The 23,830-nt window shown below is 60.6% G+C and carries 27 protein-coding genes; 13 read left to right on the forward strand and 14 right to left on the reverse strand.

All coding sequences use genetic code 11. From position 1 onward, the window contains the following. Positions 1-74: 74 nt before the first annotated feature. From HDE80_RS04705 to HDE80_RS04750, 10 genes are all read left to right on the forward strand, one after another. Positions 75-764, forward strand: a complete 690-nt coding sequence (locus HDE80_RS04705; protein WP_184604960.1) for a response regulator — start codon at positions 75-77, stop codon at positions 762-764. Continuing rightward, entirely contained in the window at positions 761-2,170 is a 1,410-nt protein-coding gene (locus HDE80_RS04710) for a sensor histidine kinase (RefSeq protein ID WP_184668364.1), read from the forward strand. The genes HDE80_RS04705 and HDE80_RS04710 overlap by 4 nt, the downstream gene beginning before the upstream one ends. Positions 2,171-2,358: 188 nt before the next feature. Further along, positions 2,359-3,804: a TolC family protein gene (locus HDE80_RS04715; RefSeq protein ID WP_255483580.1), complete on the forward strand. Its 1,446-nt coding sequence runs from the start codon at positions 2,359-2,361 to the stop codon at positions 3,802-3,804. Next, positions 3,804-4,934, forward strand: a complete 1,131-nt coding sequence (locus HDE80_RS04720) for an ABC transporter permease (protein WP_184604955.1) — start codon at positions 3,804-3,806, stop codon at positions 4,932-4,934. The genes HDE80_RS04715 and HDE80_RS04720 overlap by 1 nt, the downstream gene beginning before the upstream one ends. A gap of 5 nt (positions 4,935-4,939) precedes the next feature. Then, positions 4,940-5,704 carry an ABC transporter ATP-binding protein gene (locus HDE80_RS04725; RefSeq protein ID WP_184668368.1) on the forward strand — a complete coding sequence of 255 codons (765 nt, stop codon included), beginning with the start codon at positions 4,940-4,942 and terminating at the stop codon, positions 5,702-5,704. Continuing rightward, the gene (locus HDE80_RS04730) at positions 5,701-6,708 is read left to right on the forward strand and encodes a biotin/lipoyl-binding protein (RefSeq protein ID WP_184668370.1); all 1,008 of its coding nucleotides are present in this window, start codon (positions 5,701-5,703) and stop codon (positions 6,706-6,708) included. Before HDE80_RS04725 ends, HDE80_RS04730 begins: the two co-directional genes overlap by 4 nt. Positions 6,709-6,789: 81 nt before the next feature. Further along, complete coding sequence (locus tag HDE80_RS04735) at positions 6,790-7,626, forward strand: alpha/beta fold hydrolase (RefSeq protein WP_184604950.1); 837 nt, start codon at positions 6,790-6,792, stop codon at positions 7,624-7,626. Between the two features lie 31 nt (positions 7,627-7,657). Further along, complete coding sequence (locus HDE80_RS04740; protein ID WP_184604948.1) at positions 7,658-8,035, forward strand: EamA family transporter; 378 nt, start codon at positions 7,658-7,660, stop codon at positions 8,033-8,035. Next, positions 8,032-8,457, forward strand: a complete 426-nt coding sequence (locus tag HDE80_RS04745; protein ID WP_184668371.1) for a DMT family transporter — start codon at positions 8,032-8,034, stop codon at positions 8,455-8,457. The genes HDE80_RS04740 and HDE80_RS04745 overlap by 4 nt, the downstream gene beginning before the upstream one ends. A 23-nt stretch (positions 8,458-8,480) precedes the next feature. Next, a complete protein-coding gene (locus HDE80_RS04750; protein WP_184668373.1) occupies positions 8,481-9,692 on the forward strand; it encodes a DegT/DnrJ/EryC1/StrS family aminotransferase in 1,212 nt (403 codons plus the stop codon). 143 nt (positions 9,693-9,835) lie between these two features. On the opposite strand, the gene HDE80_RS04755 is transcribed toward HDE80_RS04750, so the two are convergent. The 4 genes from HDE80_RS04755 to HDE80_RS04770 all read right to left on the reverse strand — a co-directional run bounded on the left by HDE80_RS04755 (position 9,836) and on the right by HDE80_RS04770 (position 14,380). Beyond that, positions 9,836-11,479, reverse strand: a complete 1,644-nt coding sequence (locus tag HDE80_RS04755; protein ID WP_184668375.1) for an XVIPCD domain-containing protein — start codon at positions 11,477-11,479, stop codon at positions 9,836-9,838. Continuing rightward, positions 11,476-12,069: a hypothetical protein gene (locus tag HDE80_RS04760; RefSeq protein WP_184668377.1), complete on the reverse strand. Its 594-nt coding sequence runs from the start codon at positions 12,067-12,069 to the stop codon at positions 11,476-11,478. The genes HDE80_RS04755 and HDE80_RS04760 overlap by 4 nt, the downstream gene beginning before the upstream one ends. Positions 12,070-12,435: 366 nt before the next feature. Then, complete coding sequence (locus HDE80_RS04765; RefSeq protein WP_184668378.1) at positions 12,436-13,317, reverse strand: arginase family protein; 882 nt, start codon at positions 13,315-13,317, stop codon at positions 12,436-12,438. Then, complete coding sequence (locus tag HDE80_RS04770) at positions 13,304-14,380, reverse strand: GNAT family N-acetyltransferase (RefSeq protein ID WP_184668888.1); 1,077 nt, start codon at positions 14,378-14,380, stop codon at positions 13,304-13,306. Before HDE80_RS04770 ends, HDE80_RS04765 begins: the two co-directional genes overlap by 14 nt. A 68-nt stretch (positions 14,381-14,448) precedes the next feature. Between HDE80_RS04770 and HDE80_RS04775 the strand changes: the two genes are divergently transcribed. Then, complete coding sequence (locus HDE80_RS04775) at positions 14,449-14,721, forward strand: phosphopantetheine-binding protein (RefSeq protein ID WP_184604938.1); 273 nt, start codon at positions 14,449-14,451, stop codon at positions 14,719-14,721. After that, positions 14,721-15,950 (forward strand): beta-ketoacyl-[acyl-carrier-protein] synthase family protein, encoded by a 1,230-nt coding sequence (locus HDE80_RS04780; RefSeq protein ID WP_184668380.1) that lies wholly within the window; start codon positions 14,721-14,723, stop codon positions 15,948-15,950. The genes HDE80_RS04775 and HDE80_RS04780 overlap by 1 nt, the downstream gene beginning before the upstream one ends. A 352-nt stretch (positions 15,951-16,302) precedes the next feature. Here the strand turns inward: HDE80_RS04780 and HDE80_RS04785 are convergent, their stop codons facing one another. Further along, a complete protein-coding gene (locus HDE80_RS04785; protein ID WP_184604934.1) occupies positions 16,303-17,703 on the reverse strand; it encodes an aminotransferase class III-fold pyridoxal phosphate-dependent enzyme in 1,401 nt (466 codons plus the stop codon). Between the two features lie 56 nt (positions 17,704-17,759). Further along, a complete protein-coding gene (locus tag HDE80_RS04790) occupies positions 17,760-18,467 on the reverse strand; it encodes an MtnX-like HAD-IB family phosphatase (RefSeq protein WP_184604933.1) in 708 nt (235 codons plus the stop codon). 165 nt (positions 18,468-18,632) lie between these two features. Between HDE80_RS04790 and HDE80_RS04795 the strand changes: the two genes are divergently transcribed. After that, the gene (locus tag HDE80_RS04795; protein WP_345776412.1) at positions 18,633-19,484 is read left to right on the forward strand and encodes a MipA/OmpV family protein; all 852 of its coding nucleotides are present in this window, start codon (positions 18,633-18,635) and stop codon (positions 19,482-19,484) included. Between the two features lie 52 nt (positions 19,485-19,536). On the opposite strand, the gene HDE80_RS04800 is transcribed toward HDE80_RS04795, so the two are convergent. The 8 genes from HDE80_RS04800 to HDE80_RS04835 form a co-directional block, all read right to left on the reverse strand. Next, complete coding sequence (locus HDE80_RS04800; RefSeq protein WP_184668392.1) at positions 19,537-19,797, reverse strand: hypothetical protein; 261 nt, start codon at positions 19,795-19,797, stop codon at positions 19,537-19,539. A 53-nt stretch (positions 19,798-19,850) separates the two neighbouring features. Then, on the reverse strand, positions 19,851-20,255 hold the full coding sequence (locus tag HDE80_RS04805; RefSeq protein ID WP_184668394.1) for a nuclear transport factor 2 family protein: 405 nt from the start codon (positions 20,253-20,255) through the stop codon (positions 19,851-19,853). A gap of 93 nt (positions 20,256-20,348) precedes the next feature. Beyond that, the gene (locus tag HDE80_RS04810) at positions 20,349-20,729 is read right to left on the reverse strand and encodes a tautomerase family protein (RefSeq protein WP_184668396.1); all 381 of its coding nucleotides are present in this window, start codon (positions 20,727-20,729) and stop codon (positions 20,349-20,351) included. A 125-nt stretch (positions 20,730-20,854) separates the two neighbouring features. Then, complete coding sequence (locus HDE80_RS04815; RefSeq protein WP_221437425.1) at positions 20,855-21,409, reverse strand: isochorismatase family protein; 555 nt, start codon at positions 21,407-21,409, stop codon at positions 20,855-20,857. Between the two features lie 98 nt (positions 21,410-21,507). Next, the gene (locus tag HDE80_RS04820) at positions 21,508-22,035 is read right to left on the reverse strand and encodes a GNAT family N-acetyltransferase (protein ID WP_184668402.1); all 528 of its coding nucleotides are present in this window, start codon (positions 22,033-22,035) and stop codon (positions 21,508-21,510) included. A 63-nt stretch (positions 22,036-22,098) separates the two neighbouring features. Then, positions 22,099-22,569, reverse strand: a complete 471-nt coding sequence (locus HDE80_RS04825; RefSeq protein WP_255483581.1) for a VOC family protein — start codon at positions 22,567-22,569, stop codon at positions 22,099-22,101. Next, on the reverse strand, positions 22,570-22,959 hold the full coding sequence (locus HDE80_RS04830) for a nuclear transport factor 2 family protein (protein WP_184668404.1): 390 nt from the start codon (positions 22,957-22,959) through the stop codon (positions 22,570-22,572). 114 nt (positions 22,960-23,073) lie between these two features. Next, the gene (locus tag HDE80_RS04835; RefSeq protein WP_184668407.1) at positions 23,074-23,454 is read right to left on the reverse strand and encodes a RidA family protein; all 381 of its coding nucleotides are present in this window, start codon (positions 23,452-23,454) and stop codon (positions 23,074-23,076) included. Between the last annotated feature and the right edge of the window lie 376 nt (positions 23,455-23,830).

The raw sequence follows: 23,830 nt of genomic DNA on the forward strand, positions 1-23,830 counted from the left end.
AAAGTCAGGATGCTCGAACGGCCTTCGATGTGAAGAAACCGCTCTGCACATCTTGTCGAACGTAAGGACTCATCATGCGCATCCTGCTCGCCGAGGATGATCCGTCCATCGCCGAAGGCATCTGCGGCTCGCTGCGGCATGGCGGCCATGCGGTGGATCACGTTGCCAGCGGCAGTCTCGCCGACGTCGCGCTGCGCGATCACGAGTACGACCTGCTGGTGCTGGATCTTGGGCTGCCCGCGCTGGATGGCACCGAGGTGCTGAAGCGCCTGCGCAGTCGCGGCGCTGGCATGCCGGTATTGGTGGTCACCGCACGCGATGGTTTGCCAGAGCGCATTCGCGTACTCGATCTGGGCGCTGACGATTATCTAGTGAAGCCCTTCGCACTGTCCGAGTTCGAAGCGCGCGTTCGCGCCCTGCTGCGACGGGCCAGCAGCCGTGGCGTGCCCGAGCTGCAGCTGGGCCGCTTGCGACTGGACCTGCCCGGACATCGCGCATGGATCGACGACACCGCATTGGAACTTACCGCCCGCGAATTCGGCCTGCTCGAAGCACTGGCACTGCGCCCCGATCGAGTCACCAGCCGCGCGCAGCTGATCGAAGCGCTGTGCGACTGGGATCAGGAGCTGACCGATAACGGCCTGGACATCGCGATTCATCGCCTGCGTCGCAAACTGCAAGGCAGCGGCACCGGCGTGCGCACGATCCGCGGGCTGGGTTATCTGCTGGAAGAGGCTGAAGAATTCAACGGCGATCCCGAATGAGCCCACCGCGCATTGTTCGGCTGCGGCCCAGCCTGCGCCGTCGACTGCTGATCTTTTTGCTGATCCCGATGGCGGCGCTGTTGCTGCTCGATGCGATGCTGACTTACGGCGTGGCGTTGTCGTACGCCAATCGCGTACACGACCGTGATCTCAGCGATGATGCGCTGACCCTGGCAACGATGCTCAGCAACGATGCGCTTGGCAGCGAGCTTTCGCCGCAGGCGAAATTTCTGCTCGAATACGACCCTGAGAACCGTGATTATTTCAGCGTCCGCAGCGCGAAGCGCGGCATGCTTGCCGGTAGCGGACGACTGGAACCACCCGACCAGACCATGGCACCGGATGCCAGCCCGATGCTGTACAACACACGACTGGACAACCACGACGTACGCGCGGCAACGGTCCAGAGGACATCGCAAAACGATCCCAGTGACACGCTGACCATCACGGTTGCCGAGACTTTTCGTGATCGCCATCAACAGGCGCGCGAAATTCTGGTGTTGGCCACCGTGATGCAGACGCTGCTGATCCTCAGCCTGCTGTCGCTGGTCTGGTTCGGTGTCAACCACGGGCTGCGCGTGCTCAACCCGCTGACCGAACGTCTGGCCCGACGCTCGCATGAGCTGACGCCGATCGGTGGTGCCGACGTGCCGCAGGAAATTCTGCCGCTGACCCGCACGATCGACGCGCTGTTCGCACGCCTGCGCAGCATGCTGGCCCTGCACGATCGCTTTATCGCCGATGCCGCACATCAGTTGCGCACGCCGCTGGCTGGACTAAGCCTGCACGTCGATCGCGCGCTGGCCGATTCACGGCCCGAGACGATGGCCGATGCGCTTTCGCACATCCGTCGCCTGACTCAGCGCGCTGCGCGCACATCATCACAATTGCTGGCACTGACCCGCGCGCAGGCATCGCCAGTGGACACCGTCGATCGCGCCCTGCTCGATCTGACCCGACTGATTCCCGAAGCCGTGTCGCTACGAGTGCACGAGGCGCTCGGCGCTGGAGTCGACCTGGGCTATCAGGGGCCTGGTTCACGACAGCCACTGTATATTCTCGGCGATGTCGCCAGCTTGCAGGATCTGCTCGACAATCTGATCGACAACAGCATTCGCTACGCCGGCCGCGGCAGTACCGTCACCGTCAATCTGCAACCCTCGCCGGACGGTGGCGCAAGATTAAGCGTGGAAGACGACGGTCCCGGCGTTCCACCGGAACTGCTGCCGCGCCTGAGCGAGCGTTTTTTCCGGGCGCCCGGCAGCAACGAGGAGGGCAGCGGGCTGGGATTGGCGATTGTTCAGCGCATTGCGGAACGACATCACGCCGAAGTGGTGTATCAGCTCGGCGAAAAACGTGGCCTTACCGTCGAGGTGCGTTTCCCGCCGGCCACTAAGCGAGATTAAAGCGTTCAGCCCCACAGTGGTGGCTGCATGCGACCTGTACGCCCTGCCCATTCAGGTATCGCGCAAGCCGCCTTGCCGTCACAATACGCCGATGCTGCCGCGACGATCGCGGCAATGACTACCCCGGATACTTCCATGCACCATCGTCGGGCCACTGCCACGAGACAAAACGCATCATGCCGTTCCGCATGCTGAATCGTGCTGCCCTGCGCAATCTTGCGTGCGGCTGTTTGCTCAGTGGGCTGCTCGGCTGCGCCGCGCCGGTACCCAAGGTGGCAGCGCCGCTACCCGCCCAATGGCAGCATGCGATGGCGGCTGATCCAGCCAAACCCAGCGATCTGCAGGGTTGGTGGCATGCCTTCAACGATCCACAGCTCAACGCACTGGTCGATCGCGCGCTGGCCAACAACCTCGATGTGGCGCAGGCGGTCGAACGTATGCTCGCCACACGAGCCATCCACAGTCGAGCCGGTGCCAAGTATCTGCCATCGCTGGTGGGACGCACTGACGATGCGATCGATCCGGACGCCCATGCTTCATATTTCGTTGCGGGTTTCGACGCCAACTGGGAGTTCGGATTATTTGGCCGTAGCGAAGGTACGCGTCGCGAGGCGCAGGGCGCACTCGACGCCAGCGTGGCGGATTTGCGCATCGCACAGGTATCGCTGGTCGCCGAGGTGGTGCGCGACTGGATCGAGCTGCGCACTGCGCAGCAGCAGGAGCGGCTGCTACTGCAGATCAACCAGGCACACCTGCACAACTGGCAACTGCTGAAAGTGCGTCAGCGCCTGCAACTGGTGGCGCCAGCGGAAGTGGACCAGGCGCAGGCCCTGTCCGCACAATCCGAGGCCGCACTAGCCGCGCCACGCCAGGCGATCAATGCCAGCGCGCAGCAGTTGGCCATGCTGCTAGGACAAAACCAGCCTGATTCGGCTTGGCTCGAGCCGGGCGCTCAGCCTGATTTGGGGGAATTCCAGCTCAATGCTGCGCCCGTCGATCTGCTACGCACGCGGCCCGAAATTGCCCGCGCGCAAGCCGATGTTCTGCGCACGGCCGGTGAACTGGCGCTCACCCATGCCGACATGTATCCCAGCATCGGCCTGGGCACCTCGCTGGTGTGGGCGGCTACCATCAACGACACCTCGCCCCGTTCGAAAACACCCGGCGGCATCTTTTCGCTCGGCCCGCTGTTGAACATCCCCCTGTTCGACTGGGGCATTCGCATCGCGGCGACACACGCCAAGGGACACGAACTGCAGGCCAGCGTATTGGCCTATCGGCAGGCGGTCCTGCAAGGCATTACCGAAGTGGAAACCGCACTCGGCACGCTGCAGCAACAGCAGCTCCGTGAACAGCAAAGCACGATCGCCTGGCAGGCGTTACAACGCGCCGATCATGCTGTGCAAAGTCGCGTCCAACTGCATCTGAACAGTCCACTCGATCAGATAGAAAGTCAGATCGCCGCCGACCAGGCCGACGCACAACTGGTCGATGCCCGCGCCGAACACAGTCTTGCCTATGTCGCGCTGTTCAAGGCGCTTGGTGGCGCGCCACTACCGTCGGCCGCTGTACTGGGCTCAGCCGCGCCGAAAACCCCGGCCGCACCCGCTACCACTGACGGGACACTCCGCTAATGGTGGCTTTGGCTCGCAAGACGCTGGTCTACGAATGGCGACGCTTCCTGCCGGCGATCCTGGCCGTGGGTTTTGCCGGGCTGCTGCAATTGCTGCAACTCGCGCTGGTGCTTGGCATCTTCGGCAGCACCAGCCTCTATATCACTGGCTCGTCCGCTGACGTCTGGATTGGCTATCCCGGTACGCAGAGCGTGGGCCAGGGTCGATCGATCGATGGCGATGTGGAATCCCGCATCCTGATGGACCCCGCCGTGCAACGCGTCGAGCCCTACATCTGGGTCGATGGCGACTGGCGTGGCACCACCGAAACCGGCGGTGTTTCGGTATTCGTTTCCGGCATCGATCCACGCGCCGACGGCCTGATGTTTTCGAAAGCGCTGCCGCCTGACCTGCGCGCGCGCCTGGCCCAGCCCGATGCCGTGGTCGTGGATCGTTCCGATCTCGATCAACTAGGCGTCGGTATCGGCCAAACCGCCACCATCAACGGTCATGAAGTACGCGTGGTCGGCATCAGCAGCGGGCTGCGGGCGCTGGGCGGCGTCAATGTGCTGTGCTCGCTGGATACCGCGCGCCGTCTGGATAGCGATGCGGAAGATATTGGTCCCACCTATCTGGTCGCCAAACTGCGAGATCCGACCCAGGCTGACGCCGTCGCCATACGCCTGCGTGGTGATACGGCATTCGGTCCATACACCACATGGAGTGCCCATCATTTCGCCCGCCTCTCGGTGCGTTACTGGATGTTCGACACCGGTGCCGGCGCTGGCGTGCTGTTTCTGGCCGGCATCGTGTTCCTGGTCGGTGCGGTGATCACCAGTCAGACCCTGATCGCTGCGGTCAACGGCTCGGTGCGCGAGTACGCGACGCTGAACGCGTTGGGCGTGGGCGTCGGTGCGTTACGACGTGTGGTGCTGGAGCAGGCCTTCTGGGTCGGCGCACTTGGCCTGCTCGGCGCCAGCGTGCTGGGCGTCGTGCTGCTATTGCTGGCACGCAGCCAGAATGTACCCGTGGTACTAACCTTGCCGGCCGCCCTGGGCTGCATCGTGCTGGTGATGGGGCTGGCGGCGGTTTCCGGCCTGGCCGCGATGCGCAGTCTGCGCGCTGCCGACCCAGCCACATTGTTGAGGTAGCCGCGATGCATCCCGCCAACCTCGTTACTCCGTCGACCGCTGCAGCGCCCACGATTGCCCTGCAGGCCGAAAGCATCAGCAAGGCTTTCGTCTCCGGCAAGCAGCGCACGCAGGTGCTGGACGGTCTTTCGCTGCATATCGACAGCGGCGAGCTGACCTTGATTTCCGGCCCCTCCGGCTGCGGCAAAAGTACCTTGCTTGCGGTGCTCAGTGGCTTGCAAAAAATCGACGGCGGCCGCGTGCTGGCGCTGGGCAGCGAGCTGGGCCAGCTGGATCTGCACGCGCTGGAGCGCTTCCGCCTGCAACATACCGGTTTCGTGTTCCAGGGCTTCAACCTGTTTCCCGCGCTCAGCGCTTTCGAGCAGGTCGAGCTACCGCTGAATCACATGGGCCTATCGCGTCAGGAGGCACGTGAGCGAGCGCGCAGCTCGCTGGAAGAAGTCGGCCTCTCGCATCGGATGAAGCTGCGGCCATCGGAACTCTCCGGCGGTGAAAAGCAGCGTGTGGCGATTGCCCGCGCACTGGCCAAGGAACCGGAGCTGCTGTTCGCCGATGAGCCGACCAGCGCGCTCGATGCCGCCAACGGCCAGATGATCATCGATATCCTGCACCGCATCGCCCGCACGCACGGCACTACCGTGCTGTGCGTCAGTCACGATCCCCGTCTCGTCGTCCACGCCGATCGCGTGCTGGCGATGGAAGATGGCCGCATTCTCAGCGATCAGCGCAACCATGCGCCGATCAGCGCCAGCAAGGGAATTTCCTCATGAAACCGCTCGTACTCCCTTCCCCCGCGCGCGCGCGCATCGCAGTGCGCGGGCGTTCGGCCCGACTTGCGCAGGTCGCCCGGCTCGGCGGTCTGGCGCTATCTGCGTCATTGTTGCTCGGCGCCTGCTCGAAACCCGCCGATGCACCGGCACCGGCGGCACCCACATCGACCTACGCCGCCGTGGCGCGTGGCAAGGTGGATATCGAAGGCGGTCTGCTGACCTTGTCGATGCCGCGCGAGGGCACGCTGGCCAAGGTCGCCGTGCACGAAGGCGACCACGTCAAGCAGGGCCAGCTGCTCGCTGCGCTGGATACCGAGCCGGCCACGCTGGCCATCGACGCGGCGCAAGCACAACTCGAACAGGCACAAGCGCAGCTGAAGCTGCTCGCGGTCAAACAGGCGGCGGCCAAACAGCGCGCGCAGCGTTTGACCGCGGCCGTTGCAGCCGGCGCCGGCGATGGCCAGAGCGCCGACGATGCCCGCGAAGCGGCTGCACAGATCGACGCCGAACAGGAAACCGATCGCGCCTCGGTGAGCATGGCCAACCAGAAACTGGCCGAGGCTCGCTACGAGTTGAAGCAGCGCAGCCTGATCGCACCGTTCGATGCCGATGTGGTCGAGGTATCGGCGCAGCCGGGCGCCACCGTGTCGCCGTCATCCGGCCCGTTGTTTACGCTGCTGCCGATAAAGCCACGCATCGTGCGCGCCGAACTCAACGAGAGCTTCATCGGCGTGATCCAGCCGGGCATGCATGCGGAGGTTTCCGCCAATAACGATGCCATCAACAATCACTGGAGTGCTCACGTGCTGCGCATCGGCAGCGTCTACGGTCCGGCGACGCTCGAGAACGATCCGCAGGTGCGCGCCAACTCGCGCACGGTCGAATGTGTGCTGGCCTTCGACCAGCCCGACTCCGATCAGACCCGGAACCTGCGCATCGGCCAGCGCGTGCTGGTGCGCTTTGCGCCTGTCGATACGACGAAAAGCCCGGCCTCGAAAGACTGAGGAAACTGCGGTCTGTGAGACTGCCACATCAAGAATCGCGGCGGTTGAACCATCGCGCTTCGCCAGGTACAGGGCCATCGCGTGATCCAGCAGACTGACTTTTTCTTTGAAGGCGGGCGCAGCGGCGTGCTGCTTATCCATGGCCTGACCGGCACGCCGATGGAAATGAAGCTGCTCGGCAAAGGCCTGAACCGCGCCGGTTTCACCGTACACGGCATGCAATTGGCCGGCCACTGCGGCGATGTCGAAGACCTGCTCGCCACCGGCTGGCACGACTGGTACGCCAGCGTCGAGAAAGCCGCCGACGCGTTGCGCGAGAAAGTCGATCATCTGTTTGTCGGCGGCCTGTCGATGGGCGCCTTGCTCGCGCTGAAGCTGGCCGCTGAAAGGCCAGAACAAGTGTGTGGTGTAGGCGTTTACGGCGCTACCTTTCGCTATGACGGCTGGAGTATCCCGGCCGTGGCGCGACTGTCGTTTCTGCTGCCGTTGTTCAAGAAACTGGGCATCGGCCGCAACCGCAGTTTCATGGAGGCGCCGCCGTACGGCATCCGCGATGAGCGCCTGCGCGCGCAGGTCAGCGCGGCCATGCTGGGTGGCGACAGCGCGGCCGCCGGACTGCCTGGCAATCCGTGGTATTCGCTGGCCGACATGTACGAACTGGCCGCCGACGTACGCCAGCGACTCTCGCAGGTGATCGCACCATGCCTGGTCGCGCATGCCAGCGAAGACGATGTGGCGAGCGTGAAAAATGCAGAGCTGGTAATGCGCGAAGTCAGCGCGCCGGTCGAGCTGCTGCTGCTGAAAGACAGCTACCACATGATCACCATCGACAAGGAACGCCGCACCCTGATCGAGCGCTCGGCAGCCTTTTTCGAATCCATTGCTGCTGGCGAGACAGTGCCATGCGTCACTGCCTGATGACGGTCCGAATCGTGATGGTCCCACACTGATGTCTGTCGCCAACACCATCTCCCCACTGATTGCCGTGTTGTGGCTGCTCAACGTGGTGATCGATACCGTGGGCCAGCTCGCCTTCAAGGCAGCTGCCGGCGACCAAGCCGCCGGCGACGGCCTGGCCCGTTGGATATACATGGCCAGACGCCCATGGATCTGGCTCGGCATCGGCAGCTACGTGTTCGAATTCCTGATATGGATCGCGTTCCTGTCGCTGCTGCCGCTGTCCGAAGCGATTCTGCTTGGCTCGATCAACATTGTCGCGATCATGGTCGCCGGTCATTTCCTGTTTGGCGAAAAACTGACCCGGTTGCGGCTGAGTGGCATTGTGCTGGTAACCCTCGGCGTCGCCATTGTCGGAGCGGCCGGATGAAGCGCGGCACGTTCTACCTGCTCGGCTTTCTGCTGCTGATGCTGTTCGACAGCATCGGCGCCATCAGTTTCAAATACGCCGGCAATCACGCATTGCCGGTCGAAGCCAACGTGGCATGGCTGCTGCGCATCTTCACGCATCCATGGGTCTATGGCGCGGTCATCGGCTATATCGGTGCCTTTTTCACCTGGATGACCCTGCTCAAGCACGCACCGATCGGACCGGCCTTCGCCGCGTCGCATCTGGAAGTGGTCTCGGTCATGCTGCTGTCGGTCTGGCTGTTCAACGAACACTTGACGATTGGGCGTGTGCTGGGCGCGCTGGCCATCCTCGCGGGCATCGTCTGTCTTGGTTTCGCCGAGAGCCGCGAACATGTGCCTGAGCCTGCCGCCGATGAGACGAACTCGGCCACGCGAAACTGACGGACCCGCGTTACCCTGCCCGCATGCTGCCACTCCGCCGCCATGAACTGCCTCCCACCGCAGGCCTGCCGCTGACCTTGGCCGATCTGCGCCCAGGTGCCGCTACGCTGGCCGCCGATATAGCCGTTCAGATCGGCGTGCCCGCACTGCAGCTGGAGTGTTCCGGCACCGCGTGTTTGCTGATCACGCTGATTGCACTGCGCGAGTTGCGGCCCGAACGCCGTCGCGTCGTGGTGCCCGCTTTCACCTGCCCATTGGTCGCCATCGCCGTGCATCAGGCCGGGCTCGAGCTGCAGCTTTGCGATGTACGCCCCGGTCATTTCGATATGGACTCGGAAGCGCTGCGCGCTGCTTGCGATGAACAGACGCTCGCGATCATCCCGACTCATCTGGCCGGTCGCATCGCCGATGTCGATGACGCACTCGCCGTGGCACACAGCGTCGGTGCCTACGTGATCGAGGATGCCGCGCAGACGCTGGGTGGGCGCCGCAACGCTGCAAGCATTGGCCTCACTGGCGATGTCGGCTTTTTCAGCCTTGCCGCCGGCAAAGGGCTGTCGATCTACGAAGGTGGCCTGCTGTTGGTCCGCGACCACGGCCTGCGCAAACATCTGGACCAGACGTCCAAACGCATCGTGCCGCATCGCCTCGACTGGGAATGCCGTCGCACTCTCGAACTGCTTGGCTACGCGGCGCTATACCGCCCTGCCGGTTTGCGCATCGCCTACGGTGAACCATTGCGCCGCGCGCTGAAACGCGGTGATCCGGTGAACGCTGTAGGCGACGAGTTCCCTCTTACGATTCCATTGCACCGCGTCGGCCGTTGGCGTCAGGCGATCGGTGCACATGCGGCGATGCGACTGCCTGCCTTCATCGACCAATTGAGTGTTCAAGCCGAGCGACGCCTGCCGCGACTACGCCAGATCGCCGGCCTCGACGTGCTCGACGACCCCGTTGGCGCAAAAGGCACCTGGCCATTTTTACTGTTATTGCTACCCGACCAGGAACGCCGCGACGCTGCACTCACACAACTTTGGCAAGCCGGCATGGGCGTCAGCCGCCTGTACATCGATGCGCTACCGGACTACGCCTATCTTGCCGGCGTCGTACCGCAGCAGGATGTACCCAATGCCCGCGACTTCGCGCAGCGTAGTCTCAGCATCAGCAACAGCCTGTGGGTCAACGACGATGACTTCGAGACGATCTGCCGCACGCTGGAAACCATTGTCGTCTAACCACTCAAATTTTAGCGGCCTCAAAATTTCAATTATTGAAATGCGTTTAGGGGCGCAGCTAAGGCGTTCCCGGCCTTCAGAGCAAGTGGTCCATGGAAGATTGGCTCACCATCCAGCCTAAACGTACACGCGTCAGAAACCGCTCAGCGTGTCATCGTGGGACTGGCTTGTTGCGGGTTCACCTGAATGGCCTGCTGTTGCGTCTGCGTCTGCGAAGTCTGATTGACGTGCGCCATCTGCTGTGTGCTTTGCTCGATGGGCATATTGACCGCCTTGGCCGTCTCGACACCGGCAACGTTCTTGAACGCGCCAGGGATGACTTTCTCAGCGGCGAACGCCTTCGAGCCGTCATCGCTCAATGCCACTCTATCGATTCGCTTCAAACCTTGCGACTTCGCCTCGACAGTTAAGGCTCCTGCCAGATTCTCACTGTGATGGTCCGACGCGCGACCGTGCTCGGCATCGAGCTTCTTTACACCGTCATGCGCCTGCTGAAACAGCTTGTGGTCAGGATGTGATGGATGATTCAGCTGAATCGGATGTGCCTTGGCGAAATTCGTAACGTCTTCCATCCCCCGGGAAGTTGCATCGACCGTGGCATCGTAGGCACGCTCACCAAAATGCCCCACCGCCTTGGCCCCATCTACGGTCGCCTCGATGCCATGCGATGTTGCATTGACCGTGGCGTCATAGGCCTGGCGCCCGGCATGCATAGTCGCCTCAATGCCGCGTGAGGTGGCATCGACGGTGGCGTTATAGCCCTTGACTGTTTCATGCCCGACGTATTGCGCCGCGTGCTCGGTCGCACGTAACCCTTCGACCGCTTTTTCTTTGCCCACTTCGTAGGCATGGACGGCTTCCCGGCTCACGTATTGACCGGTATGGACCGTGGCCTCCCCCGCGACGATCGCGCCCTCAATCATCGGCTTCTGCGTTTGGTAACCCGCGAAGGCCACTGTCCGAGCCACCATCACATCGTTGCGATAGGGCTGAATCATGTGCTCATGTTCTTGCGCGTAAACCTGGTTTTGCGAGGTCATGATCGAGTGGCCCAGCAATTTGCTCTGAGGCACAAAGTTGTCGATAGCGTGCGCGTCGCCCTGGATCTTGCCGAGTATCGGAGCGTGTGGTGTCAGCGCATCCATCAAGCGGTTATCGGAGTAACCGGCATGACTCAACGCTTGCGTGTCCTGGGGTACCGCAAACACGCGCACTTGGCCAAAGTGCGGGCTGGCGGCACTCACGACATCTGTCGCTCGCACGTTGTCGATGACTTGGTTACCACCGGCGGGAACGCCTTGCACCAAGCCTGCCGCGCCAAATGCGTTGAAGGTCTGACCGTGGAGTCCATATTTGTAGGCCATCAGCTCTGCATGAGTTCCTCCGAGAGAATGGCCGGTAACCTGCACATCCGGAGCATAGTTACCATTTTTCGCATCTCGATTGGCTCTATCTAAAACGCTCTTCGTAAAGGCATCGGCATCGGGGCTTTGATTGTTGATGCCTTGAATTGCCATGCGTGCGTCGGTTATTCCGTCTTGTCGAGGTTCCCGATCGAATTCGGTGCCGCGGTAAGCAATCACGACTGTGTGGCTTCCATCCTGGACCTCATAAGAAGTGGCCTGAAAACCAGTGCGTGGATCATCCGCGTGTTGAAGCGGTTTGTAGGTCACTCCGTCAAGCGTGATATTTCTATAAGTTGGTCCATTCGCATCATGACCTCTTACAACAGGGTCATCGTAAGACGCTTGGCTGAGCAAGGCGTAATCGGTAGGGCGAAGCGTCATTGCACTAGCTCCTTAGCCTCGAGCGTCACAGAAAATGTTTCGTTCGCTTTGGGGCCAAAGTCAGAACGCTCGGCGTTGCCAGTATCCGTGCCGTCCATATCGATGTTGTGATAAGAGGCATTCGAGAAATATCGAGAAATAGGTTTTTGTGATGTCACATCGTGCAAGGATAGAAACGCGGACATGCTGATTTTTTTGTTGACCAACTCAACATCCGCGGCAATCAATTCCCAATGGCAAACCCCAAGACCGAAATAATCTTCATCTTTCATCGAGTCGGTGTTGAACGTGCCCTTGTAAACGTTATTGCTCTCACGCTTGAGCACAATAGGAAGACTCTTGCTGATCGTCGGAGTCGCACCACTACCCGGTCGCATCGGGACACAAGTGGGATTCATTACTTGAAACTCCGCTTCACTGGTAATTGAATCGAACGGTCCCGGCGCACCATCAATGGTGATGGTGATTTCGTAGCGCATCTTCGGGTTTGGATTTTGTTTGATGTCGGGTGTTTTCATAGGTGATGCGCCACATCCGGAAGTGATCAGGGTCAAAGACAAAAGCAGCACTGCAGTCACGCGGTTGAGCATGGGGTTCCTGCCTCTATGGAAAGTGTTCGGCCACCATCGTCCCAAGGCGGGTGGGACTGGTCATCGACCGATAGCACAGTTTCAGGGTTTGACTGCCTGAGCCAACAAGGGACTCACATGTCATCAGCGTGTTGATGATGAGCACAGCGAGTGAGCGGCTGCAGACGCGGCTGGATAGTCCACAGCTCTGTGATGTGTTGCCTGGTTCAGCCATGTTTTGGCTATGCATAAATAGGCGCTCCATGCTTCACTCGACTTGAGTCTAGCGCCATTTGTCTCAGCGCGTGGACTTCGAGTCCTCACGTCGGAAAGCCCCTACGCCGATTGCAGATATGCTCCGATCTTAGTGCCTGAAAATCTCCCGCTTCAGCCCGATCGCGCTGCAATGGCCTCCAGCAATTGCAGATTCAACGCGTGCTGCTGCGCCTGCCATTCCGCCAGCATGGCCGGATCGATCTCGGGCTGTTCATCCATCGCGGACAGCCTGCGCTTCCACCAGGCCTGGTAGCGGTAATGCGATACCTCGCCGTTGATATCGCTACCGACCAGGCCGTTACGCAAACTGTCGATCAGCCCCAACGCGTGGTCGACCTGTAGCAGGCCCTGATCCCAGTTGGTATGGGCCACGTTCGGCGCGAAGGCATCCTTGTCGATCGACAGATAGCTCGGCACCGTCTGCGTGCGCTGCAATTCGGCGAAGGCATCGACCATCGCCTCCGGCGTATCGAAGCCGCGGAACGCCTTCTCGATGCCCAACCGACGCGCCCAGCCGGTATCGACGCCGATGTTCCAGTAGGTGAGCTTGCCCTTCTTCAACGGCGTGAGATAGTTTTCCCACGCGTGGCCTGCGCCGATATCCGCCGAGGTGATGCCCAGCACGTGCACATGACTGACCGACGGCAGCATCGCCACGCGACGCACCCAAGATCCGCAGTGAACGCCGAACGGAAAGCGCATGTTGTCCGGATGATTGTCCAGCACCACCACTTGAATCGGTGTCTCGGGTTTCAGGCGCGCGATCAGTGGCCAGCTCAGGTGATGAAAATCACCGCTACCCAGGAACACCGTGCCGTACTGTTCCGGCAGCAGCTCATCGAGCATCGTGCGGAAACGCCGCATGGTTGCCAGCGAGCAGCCGAAGCGGATCGACTCCTGCCAGTGTTCCAGCGGCAATACCAGCCGCTGCGGCAACGGCCCGACCGAATGGTCGATGTCGAGCACAACGGGACGATGGTCAAGACTGTGCATCAGTGGTCTCCGCCGTGGTCTGCCAATGGCGATCGCTTTCGAAATGGTTGCCGAGCCGGCGCAGCAGCGCACGCAGAATCGGATGTCGTGCATATACCGCGTGGCGTGTGAACGTCATGCGCGCACCGAGGAAAGATTTGACTTCCGGGTCGGTCCAGCCGGCCACGTAGTGGGTAAAGCCGCGCTGCCGCGCATAATCGAGATTGTGCATCCAGCTGACGAAATACAGGTTGTGCTCGCGCGCCTGCGGGTAGGCAAAGCCGATGTACTTGTCGATCAGCTTGCCACCCTCTTCGTAGCAGACGTTCCAGCCGATCATCTGTCCGGCATGGCGATAGACGAACACCACGCCACCACTGGCAGTATCGCGCAGCAGGGCGCGGAAAAAATCCATGCTGAGCCGATCGAAGTGGATTTCGCTCTGCGCGTAGACGTTGTCGAACAGCGAGTAGAACTCGGCCAGCGTCGTCTCGTCGTCGAAGCGCGCGTCGCCAGTGCGCACGATCTCGATCTCGAGGTCGGCACGCGAGCGCAGCTTGCGCCGGATATTTTTCCGGCGGCCTGATGACAACCGCGAGAGGTATTCATCGTCGCTGGTGAAATCGATCGGCACCCATGCCAGTGCCTGGCCTTCCAGCAACACGTAGCCCTCGGCTTCACAGGCGCTGGCGAAAGCGCGCGCCTGGGCATTGTCGGCATCGCTCAGCAAAGGGGAATCCTGCGCAATGTCTTTCACGATAAGCAGCTTGCACTCGCGTGCGTAGGCGGCTTTGAGTCCCTGTGCCAGTGCAATGGGCGACACGGAACGCGGCAGCGGCGCGTATTCCGACACGGTGGTGCCGGCAAAACGCGTGCGCCAGCGCAGCAACCTGCCCCACCAGCGATACAACGGCAGAGCAGTCACGCGCCGACGCAGCTCGTCGTCCGCCGTAGTCAGCAGATCGAACGGCGCCACAAAGCACGGCATGCCCTGCGGCGACAGCTCCACGGTAAACCCGATCGGCGGGTTGGCCATGAAATGCGCCAGCAGGGCATCGGGTTCCAGTTGGGCGATGAAAGACATATGCAAGCGATAATGCCTAAACTAATGATTACGTAATGTTGTCGTTTACCACGAGGAGCCGCCCAGCCATGAACGAGTCGACCCAGCAGCAGGTGTTCGAGATCATCGCCAAACAGGCCAAGATCGACACGGCCACCATCACGCCGGAATCCACCTTGAAGGATCTGGGCATCGAGTCGCTCGAGGCGATCGAGCTGATCTTCGACATCGAGGAGCATTTCGATATCACCTTCCCCGACCAGCAAGGCGCCAACTTCGACAAGGACACGGCGCAGAGTCTGGTCGATGCCGTACAGACCGCGCTTGATGGAAAAGCCGCGGCAGGCGAAGGAAGCCAGTAATGCCCAACGTTTCCACGCGCCGTGTCGTGATTACCGGTATGGGCGCCATCAGTGCGCTCGGCGTCGGTGCGGAGGCGCTTTGGCAAGGACTGCGCCAAGGCCGCAGCGGCATTGGCCCGCTTCGCCATCAGGATGCCGCTCGCGTGCGCGTAAAAGTGGCCGCGCAGGTGCCCGAAAGTTTTGATCCGGCAGCCGGCATCGATGAGCGCACCTTGACGCAACTCGATCGCACCTCGGAATTCGCGCTGCACGCCGCCGACGAAGCCATCCAGCAGTCCGGCCTGGATTTCAGCAAGGAAGTCGGTGCACGTACGGCGGTGATCGTCGGCACCGGCGTCGGCGGTGAGACAACCCAGGACGAACAGAGCCGGCGCCTCTACGCCGAAAACGCCACCCGTGTTCACCCGCTGAGCATCGTGCGCGTGATGACCAATGCCTCGGCCAGCCAGATCAGCATCAAGTATGGCCTGCGCGGTCCGACCTTTGCCGTCGCCAGTGCCTGTGCGTCGGCCAACCACGCGATCATCCAGGCGGCGCAGATGATCCGCTACGGCTTGGCGGATACCGCCATCACCGGCGGCACGGAAGCATGCATCAGCTACGTCGTGCTGCGCGGATGGGAAGCGATGCGCGTACTGGCCGACGACACCTGCCGTCCCTTCAGCATCAACCGACGTGGCCTGGTGCTCGGCGAAGGCGCCGGCATCTTTGTGCTCGAATCGCTCGAGCATGCGCAAGCGCGCGGCGCCACGATCCTCGCCGAGCTGGCGGGCGGCGGCATGACCGCCGACGCCACCGATATCGTGATGCCCAGCGCCGACGGTGCTGCCTCCGCGATGACTCAAGCGCTCGACGAAGCCGGCCTGGCGCCCGAGGATGTCGACTACATCAACGCCCACGGCACCGGCACGCAAGCCAACGATGCCACCGAGACCAAGGCCATTCGCCTCGCCTTCGGCGCGCATGCCGACCGCCTCGCCGTGTCGTCCACGAAGTCGATGCATGGCCATGCACTTGGTGCCTCGGGTGCGCTGGAACTGGTAGCGGTAGTCAACGCCATGCGCTACGGCATCGTGCCACCGACCGCCAATCTCGATCAGGCTGATCCCGCCTGCGATCTGGACTACGTGCCCAACGTGGCGCGCGACATGCCGGTGCGCGCCGCCTTGAGCAACTCGTTTGCGTTCGGTGGGCTGAATGCGGTGCTTGCCCTCAAACACGCACCGTAAAAGGCTTTCCTGACGCGACAAACGAAAGAACCCGGCGAGCAATCGCCGGGTTCTTTTTGCGTGCAAGAGCCTGTTCACGATCTCCACGTGGCCCGTGCCGGGAGCGGTTTGCGCGCAGGCCAAGCAAGAACGACGGAGTGTACGTCCGCACACGACCGAGTGATGACGCCGGCATGGGGGCAAACCGACCCGGCCCGAAGGGTTGAGTCGTGACGGCCGCCCGGTGGCGGCGCGCGGCTTGACCTGACCGCCAGTCAGGCGCTGCGCCACGCACTACCACCAAAAAACCGCCACGGCACAACGCGGGCTACGCGGAGATCGCGAACGGGCTCTAAGCCACGCGCCTCGGACATCAGCCCTTCTTGGCTTTCGTCAGCAGCTGGTCGAGCAACGAAATCGCCAGGTCGATCTCTTCATGAGTGATGTCGAGCGATGGCGCGAACGTGATCACGTTCTTGTACCAGCCGCCCACGTCCAGCACGAGGCCGATCTTCTTGCCGTTGTGCTCGAGATCACCAGCGAGGCCGATATCGACCATCGCATCGAGCAACGCCTTGTTCGGCGTGAAGCCATCCTCGGTGCAGATCTCGGCGCGCAACGCGAGGCCGAGGCCATCGACGTCGCCGATTTCCTTGTGACGCTTCTGCAGGTCGCGCAGTCCGTCGAGGAAATGCTTGCCCTTGGCTGGCACGGTGGTCTCGTAGTCCAGCTCGTAACCCATCTTGATCACTTCCAGACCCAGCGACGTACCCAGCGGGTTGGAGTTGAACGTCGAGTGGGTCGAACCCGGCGGGAATACGGTCGGATTGATCAGCTCTTCGCGTGCCCACAGACCGGAGAGCGGGTTCAGGCCGTTGGTCAGCGCCTTGCCGAACACCACGATGTCCGGCGTCACACCGAAGTTCTCGATCGACCACAGCTTGCCGGTGCGCCAGAAACCCATCTGGATTTCGTCGGACACCATCAGGATGCCGTACTTGTCGAGCACCTTCTTCAAGCCCTTGAAGAAGCCCGGTGGTGGGATCACGTAGCCACCGGTGCCCTGAATCGGCTCGACGTAGAACGCGGCGTATTCGCACTGACTGGTCTTCGGGTCCCACACACCGTTGTATTCGGTCTCGAACAAGCGCTCGAACTGGCGCACGCAGCTGTCGGAATACTCCTCCGGCGTCATGCCCTTCGGGCGACGGAACGGGTACGGGAACGGCAGGAACATCGCGCGCTCACCGAAGTGGCCGAAGCGGCGGCGATAGCGGTAGCTCGAGGTGATCGACGAAGCGCCCAGCGTACGGCCGTGGTAGCCACCTTCGAAGGCGAACATCAGGCTCTTGCCGTTGCAGGCGTTACGCACGATCTTCAGCGAATCCTCGATCGCCTGCGCACCACCGACGTTGAAATGCACGCGGCCGTCCAGACCAAATTTCTTTTTCGCGTCGATCGCGATGGTCTTGGCCAGCTCGATGCGGGTCTGGTGCAAATACTGGCTGGCGACCTGCGGCAAGCGGTCGATCTGGTCTTTCAGCACATTGTTGAGGCGCTTGTTGCCGTAGCCGAAGTTGACCGCCGAGTACCACATCTGCAAATCGAGGAACGGCGTGCCGGCGGTGTCGAACATGTAGCTGCCTTCGCCGTGACGGAAGATCTTCGGCGGGTCCACGTAATGCACGGTGTCGCCGAAGGAACTGTACTTCGCCTCATCGGCGAGCAGCTGCGCGTCGTCGATGAAACCGGCGGCGTTCTTGTCGATTTTCATGGGAAAAATCCGGAATGATTCGGGGGGATTCAGAAGGATAACGGCGCGCAACGCAATCAGGAGATCGCGTGCGCCTGCGCGTGCTCGTGATGCCAATGGCTGGCCAGGCTGCCATCGAGCAGCTTCGGCAGAAACTCCAGTGCATCTTCGAAGCCGGTGATCGGCACGTAGTCGATGCCGGTAGCGCGGCAATGCTCGATCAAGCGATGTTTGGCAAACACGAAGTCGACGCGATCAGCGGCACAGAAATCCGAGGCGCCATCGCCGATCAGCAAGGTCTTTGCACCGGTCTTGCGGGCCTGCGCCACGCAGGCGCACTTGCAGGTGCCGCTGCGGCAACCATCCGCCTGGAACGGCGAGGTCAGCTGCCACTGCTTCGGCGGCTGCGCCGGCGACAAGTGGTTCGCGGCCAACGGCAGGTTATCCAGGCCGTAACGGCCAAGAATCTGGTGGATCGCGTAATCGAGGCCATCGCTGACGATGCGGATCGGCACATTCAGCTGACGTGCCTTCGCCACGAAACCCGGAAACGCATGATCGATCCACAGCCCGGCCAGATGCGTATCCAGCTCGTCGCGGGTCATCTTCAGCAAATCGACCTGACCGGACATGCACTCGCGTGAGCCGATGCGGCCGGCGCGCCAGTCCTGCTCAAGCACTTCCCAGCCGGGCCGGCCGAAGCGGTCGAGCAGCGAATCGATCACGTCCTCGACGGAAATGGTGCCGTCGAAATCACAAAGAATGGTCCAGCCAGACACGGGCATTGGTTATTTCTCTTGTAAATTATGTGTGAAGGATAAAAAGACTCCCTTTCGGCCTCCTTTCTCAAATTCTTAACGAATGATGTCCGGAGTGCCCCGGGCCATGCATCCGTCTGGGCGGGTAAATCACCTATGCTTGCCAGCCCTTGCTCTGCCTGCCTTCCCGACGTGCCCCATTTCGCCTTGCCCGATTTTCTGCCTCGAACTTCCCCTAATAACCGCGTTCAGCTGTCGGCCGGCTTCCTGTCTGCCTGCTTGCTGGCGGGCCTGTGCTGGTCGTCCGGCAGCAGGGCCGACACAGGAGACAACACCGCTACTGACCCCAACGCCATTACCCTGGCCCTGGGCGCGGGTATAGAGCGTCTGCCCAGCTTTCCGGGTGGCAAAACCCATCGGAATGAATCCATTCCCTACGTCGACTTCGAATGGCCGGACCACGTCAGCCTGTCCACACTCGATGGGCTGCAGGTCGATCTGATCGGGGGCACCGTGCTTCACGGAGGCCTGTTTGGCGACTACCAATGGGGTCGCGACAGCGAGGATCTGGGCATATTGCGCGGCAAGATCAATTCACTCTCGCCACGCCTCACCACCGGCGGCTATCTGGAGTGGCAGCTCAGCAAGACCATCGACGTCGGCACCAACCTCAGTCACGACATCAATGGCGCCGGCGAGTATCTCCAGGTCTATGCCGAGTGGGATCTGCCCAAGATTTGGCTGCTGGAGCACTCTTTTGAGGTCCATTGGCAGGCGATGAATGCGCCCGCGGCGAACCGCTTCTTCGGCATCACGCCCAGTCAGGCCAGCGTGCTCAACGTACCCGCCTGGCACCCAGGTGCCGGTAGCCAGCTCGCCTCACTGGAATACGATCTGTTCGTACCCACCAGCCGGCACACTGGTGTGGCTTTGGCCCTCACCTACGGCCGCCTGCTCGGCAACGCCGCTGACAGCCCGCTGATCACGCGTTTTGGATCGCGCACGCAAATTTCCGAGGCGCTGGCGTTTGTCTATCACTTCTAGACGTTGGCACATCGCCAGTCGGGTTGATGAATTTTTCGTTTGACTGATGTGGTCAGGCAATGATCTTCGGAACGGCTCTGCGGTAATGCCGCTCCATAAAAAGCCATGTAAAAGTGCCGAACACAGCCCCTGCGATCAGCCAGAGCACAGCCGATAGGGCAATGAATCTCGGGCTCAGATCACTGCGGTGAACGATAAACGTCATGACGATAAACATGGTCAGGCCATACGAGAGAACACCTTTGACCAGGACATAGCGAGCCATACCCAACGCACGCGTTCTCTCCCAATTTTGCAGACCTTTGGATTTCATTGCTTGAGTGCCTGTAGCAGGAGGTCGTGAGGTGGGTCCGCTTGAAGAAAGGGTTAGATGTCGGTGCGTTCATCGATTGGATGAAGCATGGCTGCCATGCGCTGGTGGATGATGTTGATCGCTTTGAGCGGCCTGATCATCACTTTGAATTCGACGATCTGCCCCTCATCGTTCCATTTGATCAGGTCGACTCCATTGATCAGTATTCCGTCCAATTCGGTCTCGAATTCCAGCATGGCGTCCGAAGCGCCGACGATCTCGCGTACGTACTGAAAGGTCGGGTTGAAGAATACGTGGAATGCCGCGCTCAGATACCCGGCGGCAAGCTTCCTGCCACGTTGCGGTGTGTGAACGACTGGCGAGTAGAAGACCGCGTCCGCCGCGAGCAAATCACTCAATCCCGATGGATCGCGCTCCCGGACAAGCCTATGCCAGATTTCAAGCGGGTGATCAGTCATGACATACCTCTGCTGGTTACTCGGATGCCTACCGTTGGAGTTAAGCGGCAGCGAAGCCTTCCGCCTTGAATAGGCACTTGCATGGGTGACTGCTCAGGTGTGAATGAGGCGGCCACCACCGAATGACCAATTTTCCCAAGCAGTTTCCTTGAAACAGACCATGACGTTTTCCGGGTTGAGCCCCGCCTGCGAGAGCGTTCCCATAAGTTGCTCGAGCAACTTCTTCTTGACTTTGACGCTCCTGCCCACTGACCACAGGATTTCGATGAGTACGAAGTCGCTGTTTCGTTCTGACTGAAGATCAGGGTAAGTTGGGTCGAAGCGAAAGTCATCGGATTCGAGTTCGATGACTCGTTGGAATTTGTCTGTTGCGGGTACGCCAGATGCGACGAGCGCGGAATGCACTGCGTCGAGGACCGTGGATTTGAATGCGCTCGACTTTGGCTTGCGAACAGTGACAGTGACAAGTGGCATGGTGCCTCCTGAGGCGACTAACGCTGGAGTTAAGCGGTGGCGTAGCCGTCCGCCTTGAACGAGTGGTTAGGCATTTCCGAAGAAGCACAGCGCCACACACGCCGAGCCAGCCAACAAAGGGAATGCTAAAACTGGACCTGCTCGGCGCTCGCCGTACCGTTCTTGCGCCCGGGATAGGCAAGCCATTGCATGGCGATGTTGAGTTCTTGAATGACGTGCTCCGCTTCGATCTTCACGCCGCTTTCAAGCTGCATCGTCTCTGTTGTGTGGGCGTCGCTAACAAGGGTTACGTCGTATCCGCGTTCCAGCGCACCATAGGCCGTAGCTCGAATACACCAGTTGGTCGCAGCCCCGGCTAGGACGATATGCGTTACTCCCAACGTCGCCAGCTCGCCCTCAAGGCTGGTTTGTTCGAAGGATGAGTTGAACTGCTTGTGTACGCGCAGCTCAATCTCTCGTGGGACAAGCTTCGGCACCCACTGCCACTGCGGGCTCTCCCTCACCAATTGCTCGTCGGAGTGTTGCACCCAGACTACCGGGACGCCTGCAGCGCGGGCACGTTCGACAACGAAGGAGACTTTATCGACAACTCGCGAAGCATCCCAGGCTCCGCTCATGACGCCGACCTGCACGTCAACGACTACCAGTGCTGCTTTGTTGCCTTCTCGGATTGTTGCCAAGTGGTTTCTCCTCTGAGACAGCTCAGCGACCATTGAATTTGTGTGGCTTAACGGTTTGAGTTCACCGGTTACCGGAAGTAATCCGGCGCAACGATGGGTTAAACGGCAGCATGGGAAATTTGAAACTGCATGCTTTGGACCAGCAGCGCGGAACCTGAGCGCAATGGCTCGACTTGCCCGAACGGGACGAAACCCTCGCTGACATAGAGGCGCATGGCTGGCGACTCCCCGCAGGCTACCCCAAGATGTACTGAACGAGCTTGCAGCGATGCCGCCCATGCCACGATCGTGCGCAGCAGAAGACGCGCTACACCACGGCCTCGGAACTCAGGTGCTACCCACATTTGGTACAGGTGGACGATTGTGCGGTCGGACCTATCGACTTTGCCCCACGCCAAACCAGCCGCTGTCGTGCCAACTTGCCCGATCAACGGCAGGTCTAGCCCTGAATTGCATCCAACCTGAAGTCGTGAAGCCCACTCTTCGGCCGTACGCAGATGTTCTGCACTTAAAGTGCTTCCAAAAACATCGGGCGATTCTTCGAGCGCCGACAAGCGCAGACCTTGATAAGCAGAAAATTCAGATTCTTCGAATTTTCGAACAGTAATCGCACAAGAGTCCAGCATGGCTCCGCCGTCTAACACTTGAGTTAAGCCACGCCGCTAAGCGACGTCGGCTTGAATGAATTGTCAGGCCGCGGAGAGTGCACTGATCATGACGTAATAACCGTCAGGGTCGCACAGCGCAAACTCTTTGGTTCCCGTGTTTGGATTCACATGGGGCTCCTCTGCGAGGGCAGCCACGAGCGTGTGTGCGCGTAGCAACGCCTCGTCGAAATCATCCACGCGAAAGAACAAGAGTAGTCCGTTCCCTGGCCCTGAGCGACTGGGGCTGACTAACGGAGGATGCTCGTGTGCGCCCCACTGATGGAGGCAAAGCAAGACGGTTCCATCCGTGTCGAGTATCTGTCCGAAATAGTCGTGGGCAGGAGAGGTCTCTGGCAGGCCAAGCAGTGACTGATACCACTTGAAGCTGCGAGCAACATCGCCAACACCGATGATTGTCCAGGTACGCTTCACCGTTTCCTCCTCTGCCCCAACGCTCGACATCAGCCGCGCCGTTTGCGGCGTCGGCGGCATGCCGTTGTTAGATGCGCTCAATCACGCATCACGCCTCCGCTCAACCCACTGAGTCCGCCAAACAGGAGCGTCGAAGGGATCGGCGAAGTATTGAGTCTCGTGCAACACCTTTCCATCCCGGAACTCCATGATACTCACCGTGTAGGCGCGCTTGCCCTCGTAGGTAATCACATACTCGGTAACCCAGGAATTGCCCTCTCCTACGATCCGTCGGACCTCAAACCCCGATGGTCTACCAGGATGATGGCTACGAAGCGCTTGCAGGTTACGCCGACCGTGGATGACCTCGCCTGACTGCGGATATTCACAGACAGCATCATCGTGATAGATCTCATGCTCGACAACTTGATCACCCGCAGCGGATGCAGCCCAATGTCGATCAATAGCCATCCGAATGTTCTGCTCTTCCATCATCAGCCTCCATTTGAGTCCGCGTGCATACGACATCAACGCTTAGTAGGCATCTAACGTTTGAGATAAGCGGCATGCCCCAGCTTGCTAGGGCATGCCCGGTTGATTGAAGGGTTAGGTCTCAGCGATCGCTGCAATGGAAATCTTAAGGCCAGGCATGCGCACAGGCAGCTTGGCGCCCTGGCGAGCTGGTGGATTGGAAGGAAACCATTTGAGCCATTCCTCGTTCATGCCGGCGAAATCATCTTCGTCTGCCAACACGACGGTCACACTGACAAGCTTTTCTAAGGAACTACCTGCTTCCTCGAGGATGGCCTGTATGTTAGTCAGGCACTGTCGGGTTTGCTCTTGAATGGTTGTGCCCTTGATCACACCAGTGATTGGATCAGCAGGGGCTGTACCAGAGACGAACACCAGGCCTGCAGCTTTGACCGCTTGACTGTAGGTAGGCGGCGGCTTAGCCGCTTTCGGGGTGAAGATGATTTGACGAGCCATTTTGACTCCTTCGACACTTTAGCAAACGAGGATCCGGTTTCTGAGGCCTAACGCTTATGTCTGGAGTTAAGCGGCGCTGGAGGCGTTAGGTGGCCACCTAAGCCGATGCCGCCTAAGCAGTATTGCCAGAGTGTATGTCGCTATCATGAGCGACGCGATATCGCTAAGGACCACCCACCAAATATCTCGAGAACCATAAACGGTCCAGGCCAAAATATGGAGCGCTACCCATGGCAAAGTAGCCAGCACGGGTACGACAACGGCAAAGCGTGGAATGATCAAGCGCGCGAGGGCTGCCAGTAGGAATCCAGTGACCAAGGCAGCTCCCAAACCGGGGAGCAGGAGTAAACCAAAGCCCGATAGAAATAGTGCATAC

Origin of the sequence: Rhodanobacter sp. A1T4 (genome assembly GCF_014207185.1) — a bacterium.
Taxonomy (GTDB): Bacteria; Pseudomonadota; Gammaproteobacteria; order Xanthomonadales; family Rhodanobacteraceae; genus Rhodanobacter.

What these genes read in the sequence shown, in the direction of transcription:
- HDE80_RS04745 (WP_184668371.1), top strand. Translation starts at nt 8,032, where the DNA reads ATGAAGCGCGGCACGTTCTACCTGCTCGGCTTTCTGCTGCTGATGCTG.
- HDE80_RS04780 (WP_184668380.1), top strand. Translation starts at nt 14,721, where the DNA reads ATGCCCAACGTTTCCACGCGCCGTGTCGTGATTACCGGTATGGGCGCC.
- HDE80_RS04830 (WP_184668404.1), bottom strand. Translation starts at nt 22,959, where the DNA reads ATGGAAGAGCAGAACATTCGGATGGCTATTGATCGACATTGGGCTGCA.
- HDE80_RS04710 (WP_184668364.1), top strand. Translation starts at nt 761, where the DNA reads ATGAGCCCACCGCGCATTGTTCGGCTGCGGCCCAGCCTGCGCCGTCGA.
- HDE80_RS04755 (WP_184668375.1), bottom strand. Translation starts at nt 11,479, where the DNA reads ATGACGCTTCGCCCTACCGATTACGCCTTGCTCAGCCAAGCGTCTTAC.
- HDE80_RS04725 (WP_184668368.1), top strand. Translation starts at nt 4,940, where the DNA reads ATGCATCCCGCCAACCTCGTTACTCCGTCGACCGCTGCAGCGCCCACG.
- HDE80_RS04715 (WP_255483580.1), top strand. Translation starts at nt 2,359, where the DNA reads ATGCTGAATCGTGCTGCCCTGCGCAATCTTGCGTGCGGCTGTTTGCTC.
- HDE80_RS04765 (WP_184668378.1), bottom strand. Translation starts at nt 13,317, where the DNA reads ATGCACAGTCTTGACCATCGTCCCGTTGTGCTCGACATCGACCATTCG.
- HDE80_RS04775 (WP_184604938.1), top strand. Translation starts at nt 14,449, where the DNA reads ATGAACGAGTCGACCCAGCAGCAGGTGTTCGAGATCATCGCCAAACAG.
- HDE80_RS04770 (WP_184668888.1), bottom strand. Translation starts at nt 14,380, where the DNA reads ATGTCTTTCATCGCCCAACTGGAACCCGATGCCCTGCTGGCGCATTTC.
- HDE80_RS04705 (WP_184604960.1), top strand. Translation starts at nt 75, where the DNA reads ATGCGCATCCTGCTCGCCGAGGATGATCCGTCCATCGCCGAAGGCATC.
- HDE80_RS04730 (WP_184668370.1), top strand. Translation starts at nt 5,701, where the DNA reads ATGAAACCGCTCGTACTCCCTTCCCCCGCGCGCGCGCGCATCGCAGTG.
- HDE80_RS04810 (WP_184668396.1), bottom strand. Translation starts at nt 20,729, where the DNA reads ATGCCACTTGTCACTGTCACTGTTCGCAAGCCAAAGTCGAGCGCATTC.
- HDE80_RS04790 (WP_184604933.1), bottom strand. Translation starts at nt 18,467, where the DNA reads ATGCCCGTGTCTGGCTGGACCATTCTTTGTGATTTCGACGGCACCATT.
- HDE80_RS04740 (WP_184604948.1), top strand. Translation starts at nt 7,658, where the DNA reads ATGTCTGTCGCCAACACCATCTCCCCACTGATTGCCGTGTTGTGGCTG.
- HDE80_RS04835 (WP_184668407.1), bottom strand. Translation starts at nt 23,454, where the DNA reads ATGGCTCGTCAAATCATCTTCACCCCGAAAGCGGCTAAGCCGCCGCCT.
- HDE80_RS04760 (WP_184668377.1), bottom strand. Translation starts at nt 12,069, where the DNA reads ATGCTCAACCGCGTGACTGCAGTGCTGCTTTTGTCTTTGACCCTGATC.
- HDE80_RS04820 (WP_184668402.1), bottom strand. Translation starts at nt 22,035, where the DNA reads ATGCTGGACTCTTGTGCGATTACTGTTCGAAAATTCGAAGAATCTGAA.
- HDE80_RS04720 (WP_184604955.1), top strand. Translation starts at nt 3,804, where the DNA reads ATGGTGGCTTTGGCTCGCAAGACGCTGGTCTACGAATGGCGACGCTTC.
- HDE80_RS04805 (WP_184668394.1), bottom strand. Translation starts at nt 20,255, where the DNA reads ATGACTGATCACCCGCTTGAAATCTGGCATAGGCTTGTCCGGGAGCGC.
- HDE80_RS04750 (WP_184668373.1), top strand. Translation starts at nt 8,481, where the DNA reads ATGCTGCCACTCCGCCGCCATGAACTGCCTCCCACCGCAGGCCTGCCG.
- HDE80_RS04800 (WP_184668392.1), bottom strand. Translation starts at nt 19,797, where the DNA reads ATGAAATCCAAAGGTCTGCAAAATTGGGAGAGAACGCGTGCGTTGGGT.
- HDE80_RS04785 (WP_184604934.1), bottom strand. Translation starts at nt 17,703, where the DNA reads ATGAAAATCGACAAGAACGCCGCCGGTTTCATCGACGACGCGCAGCTG.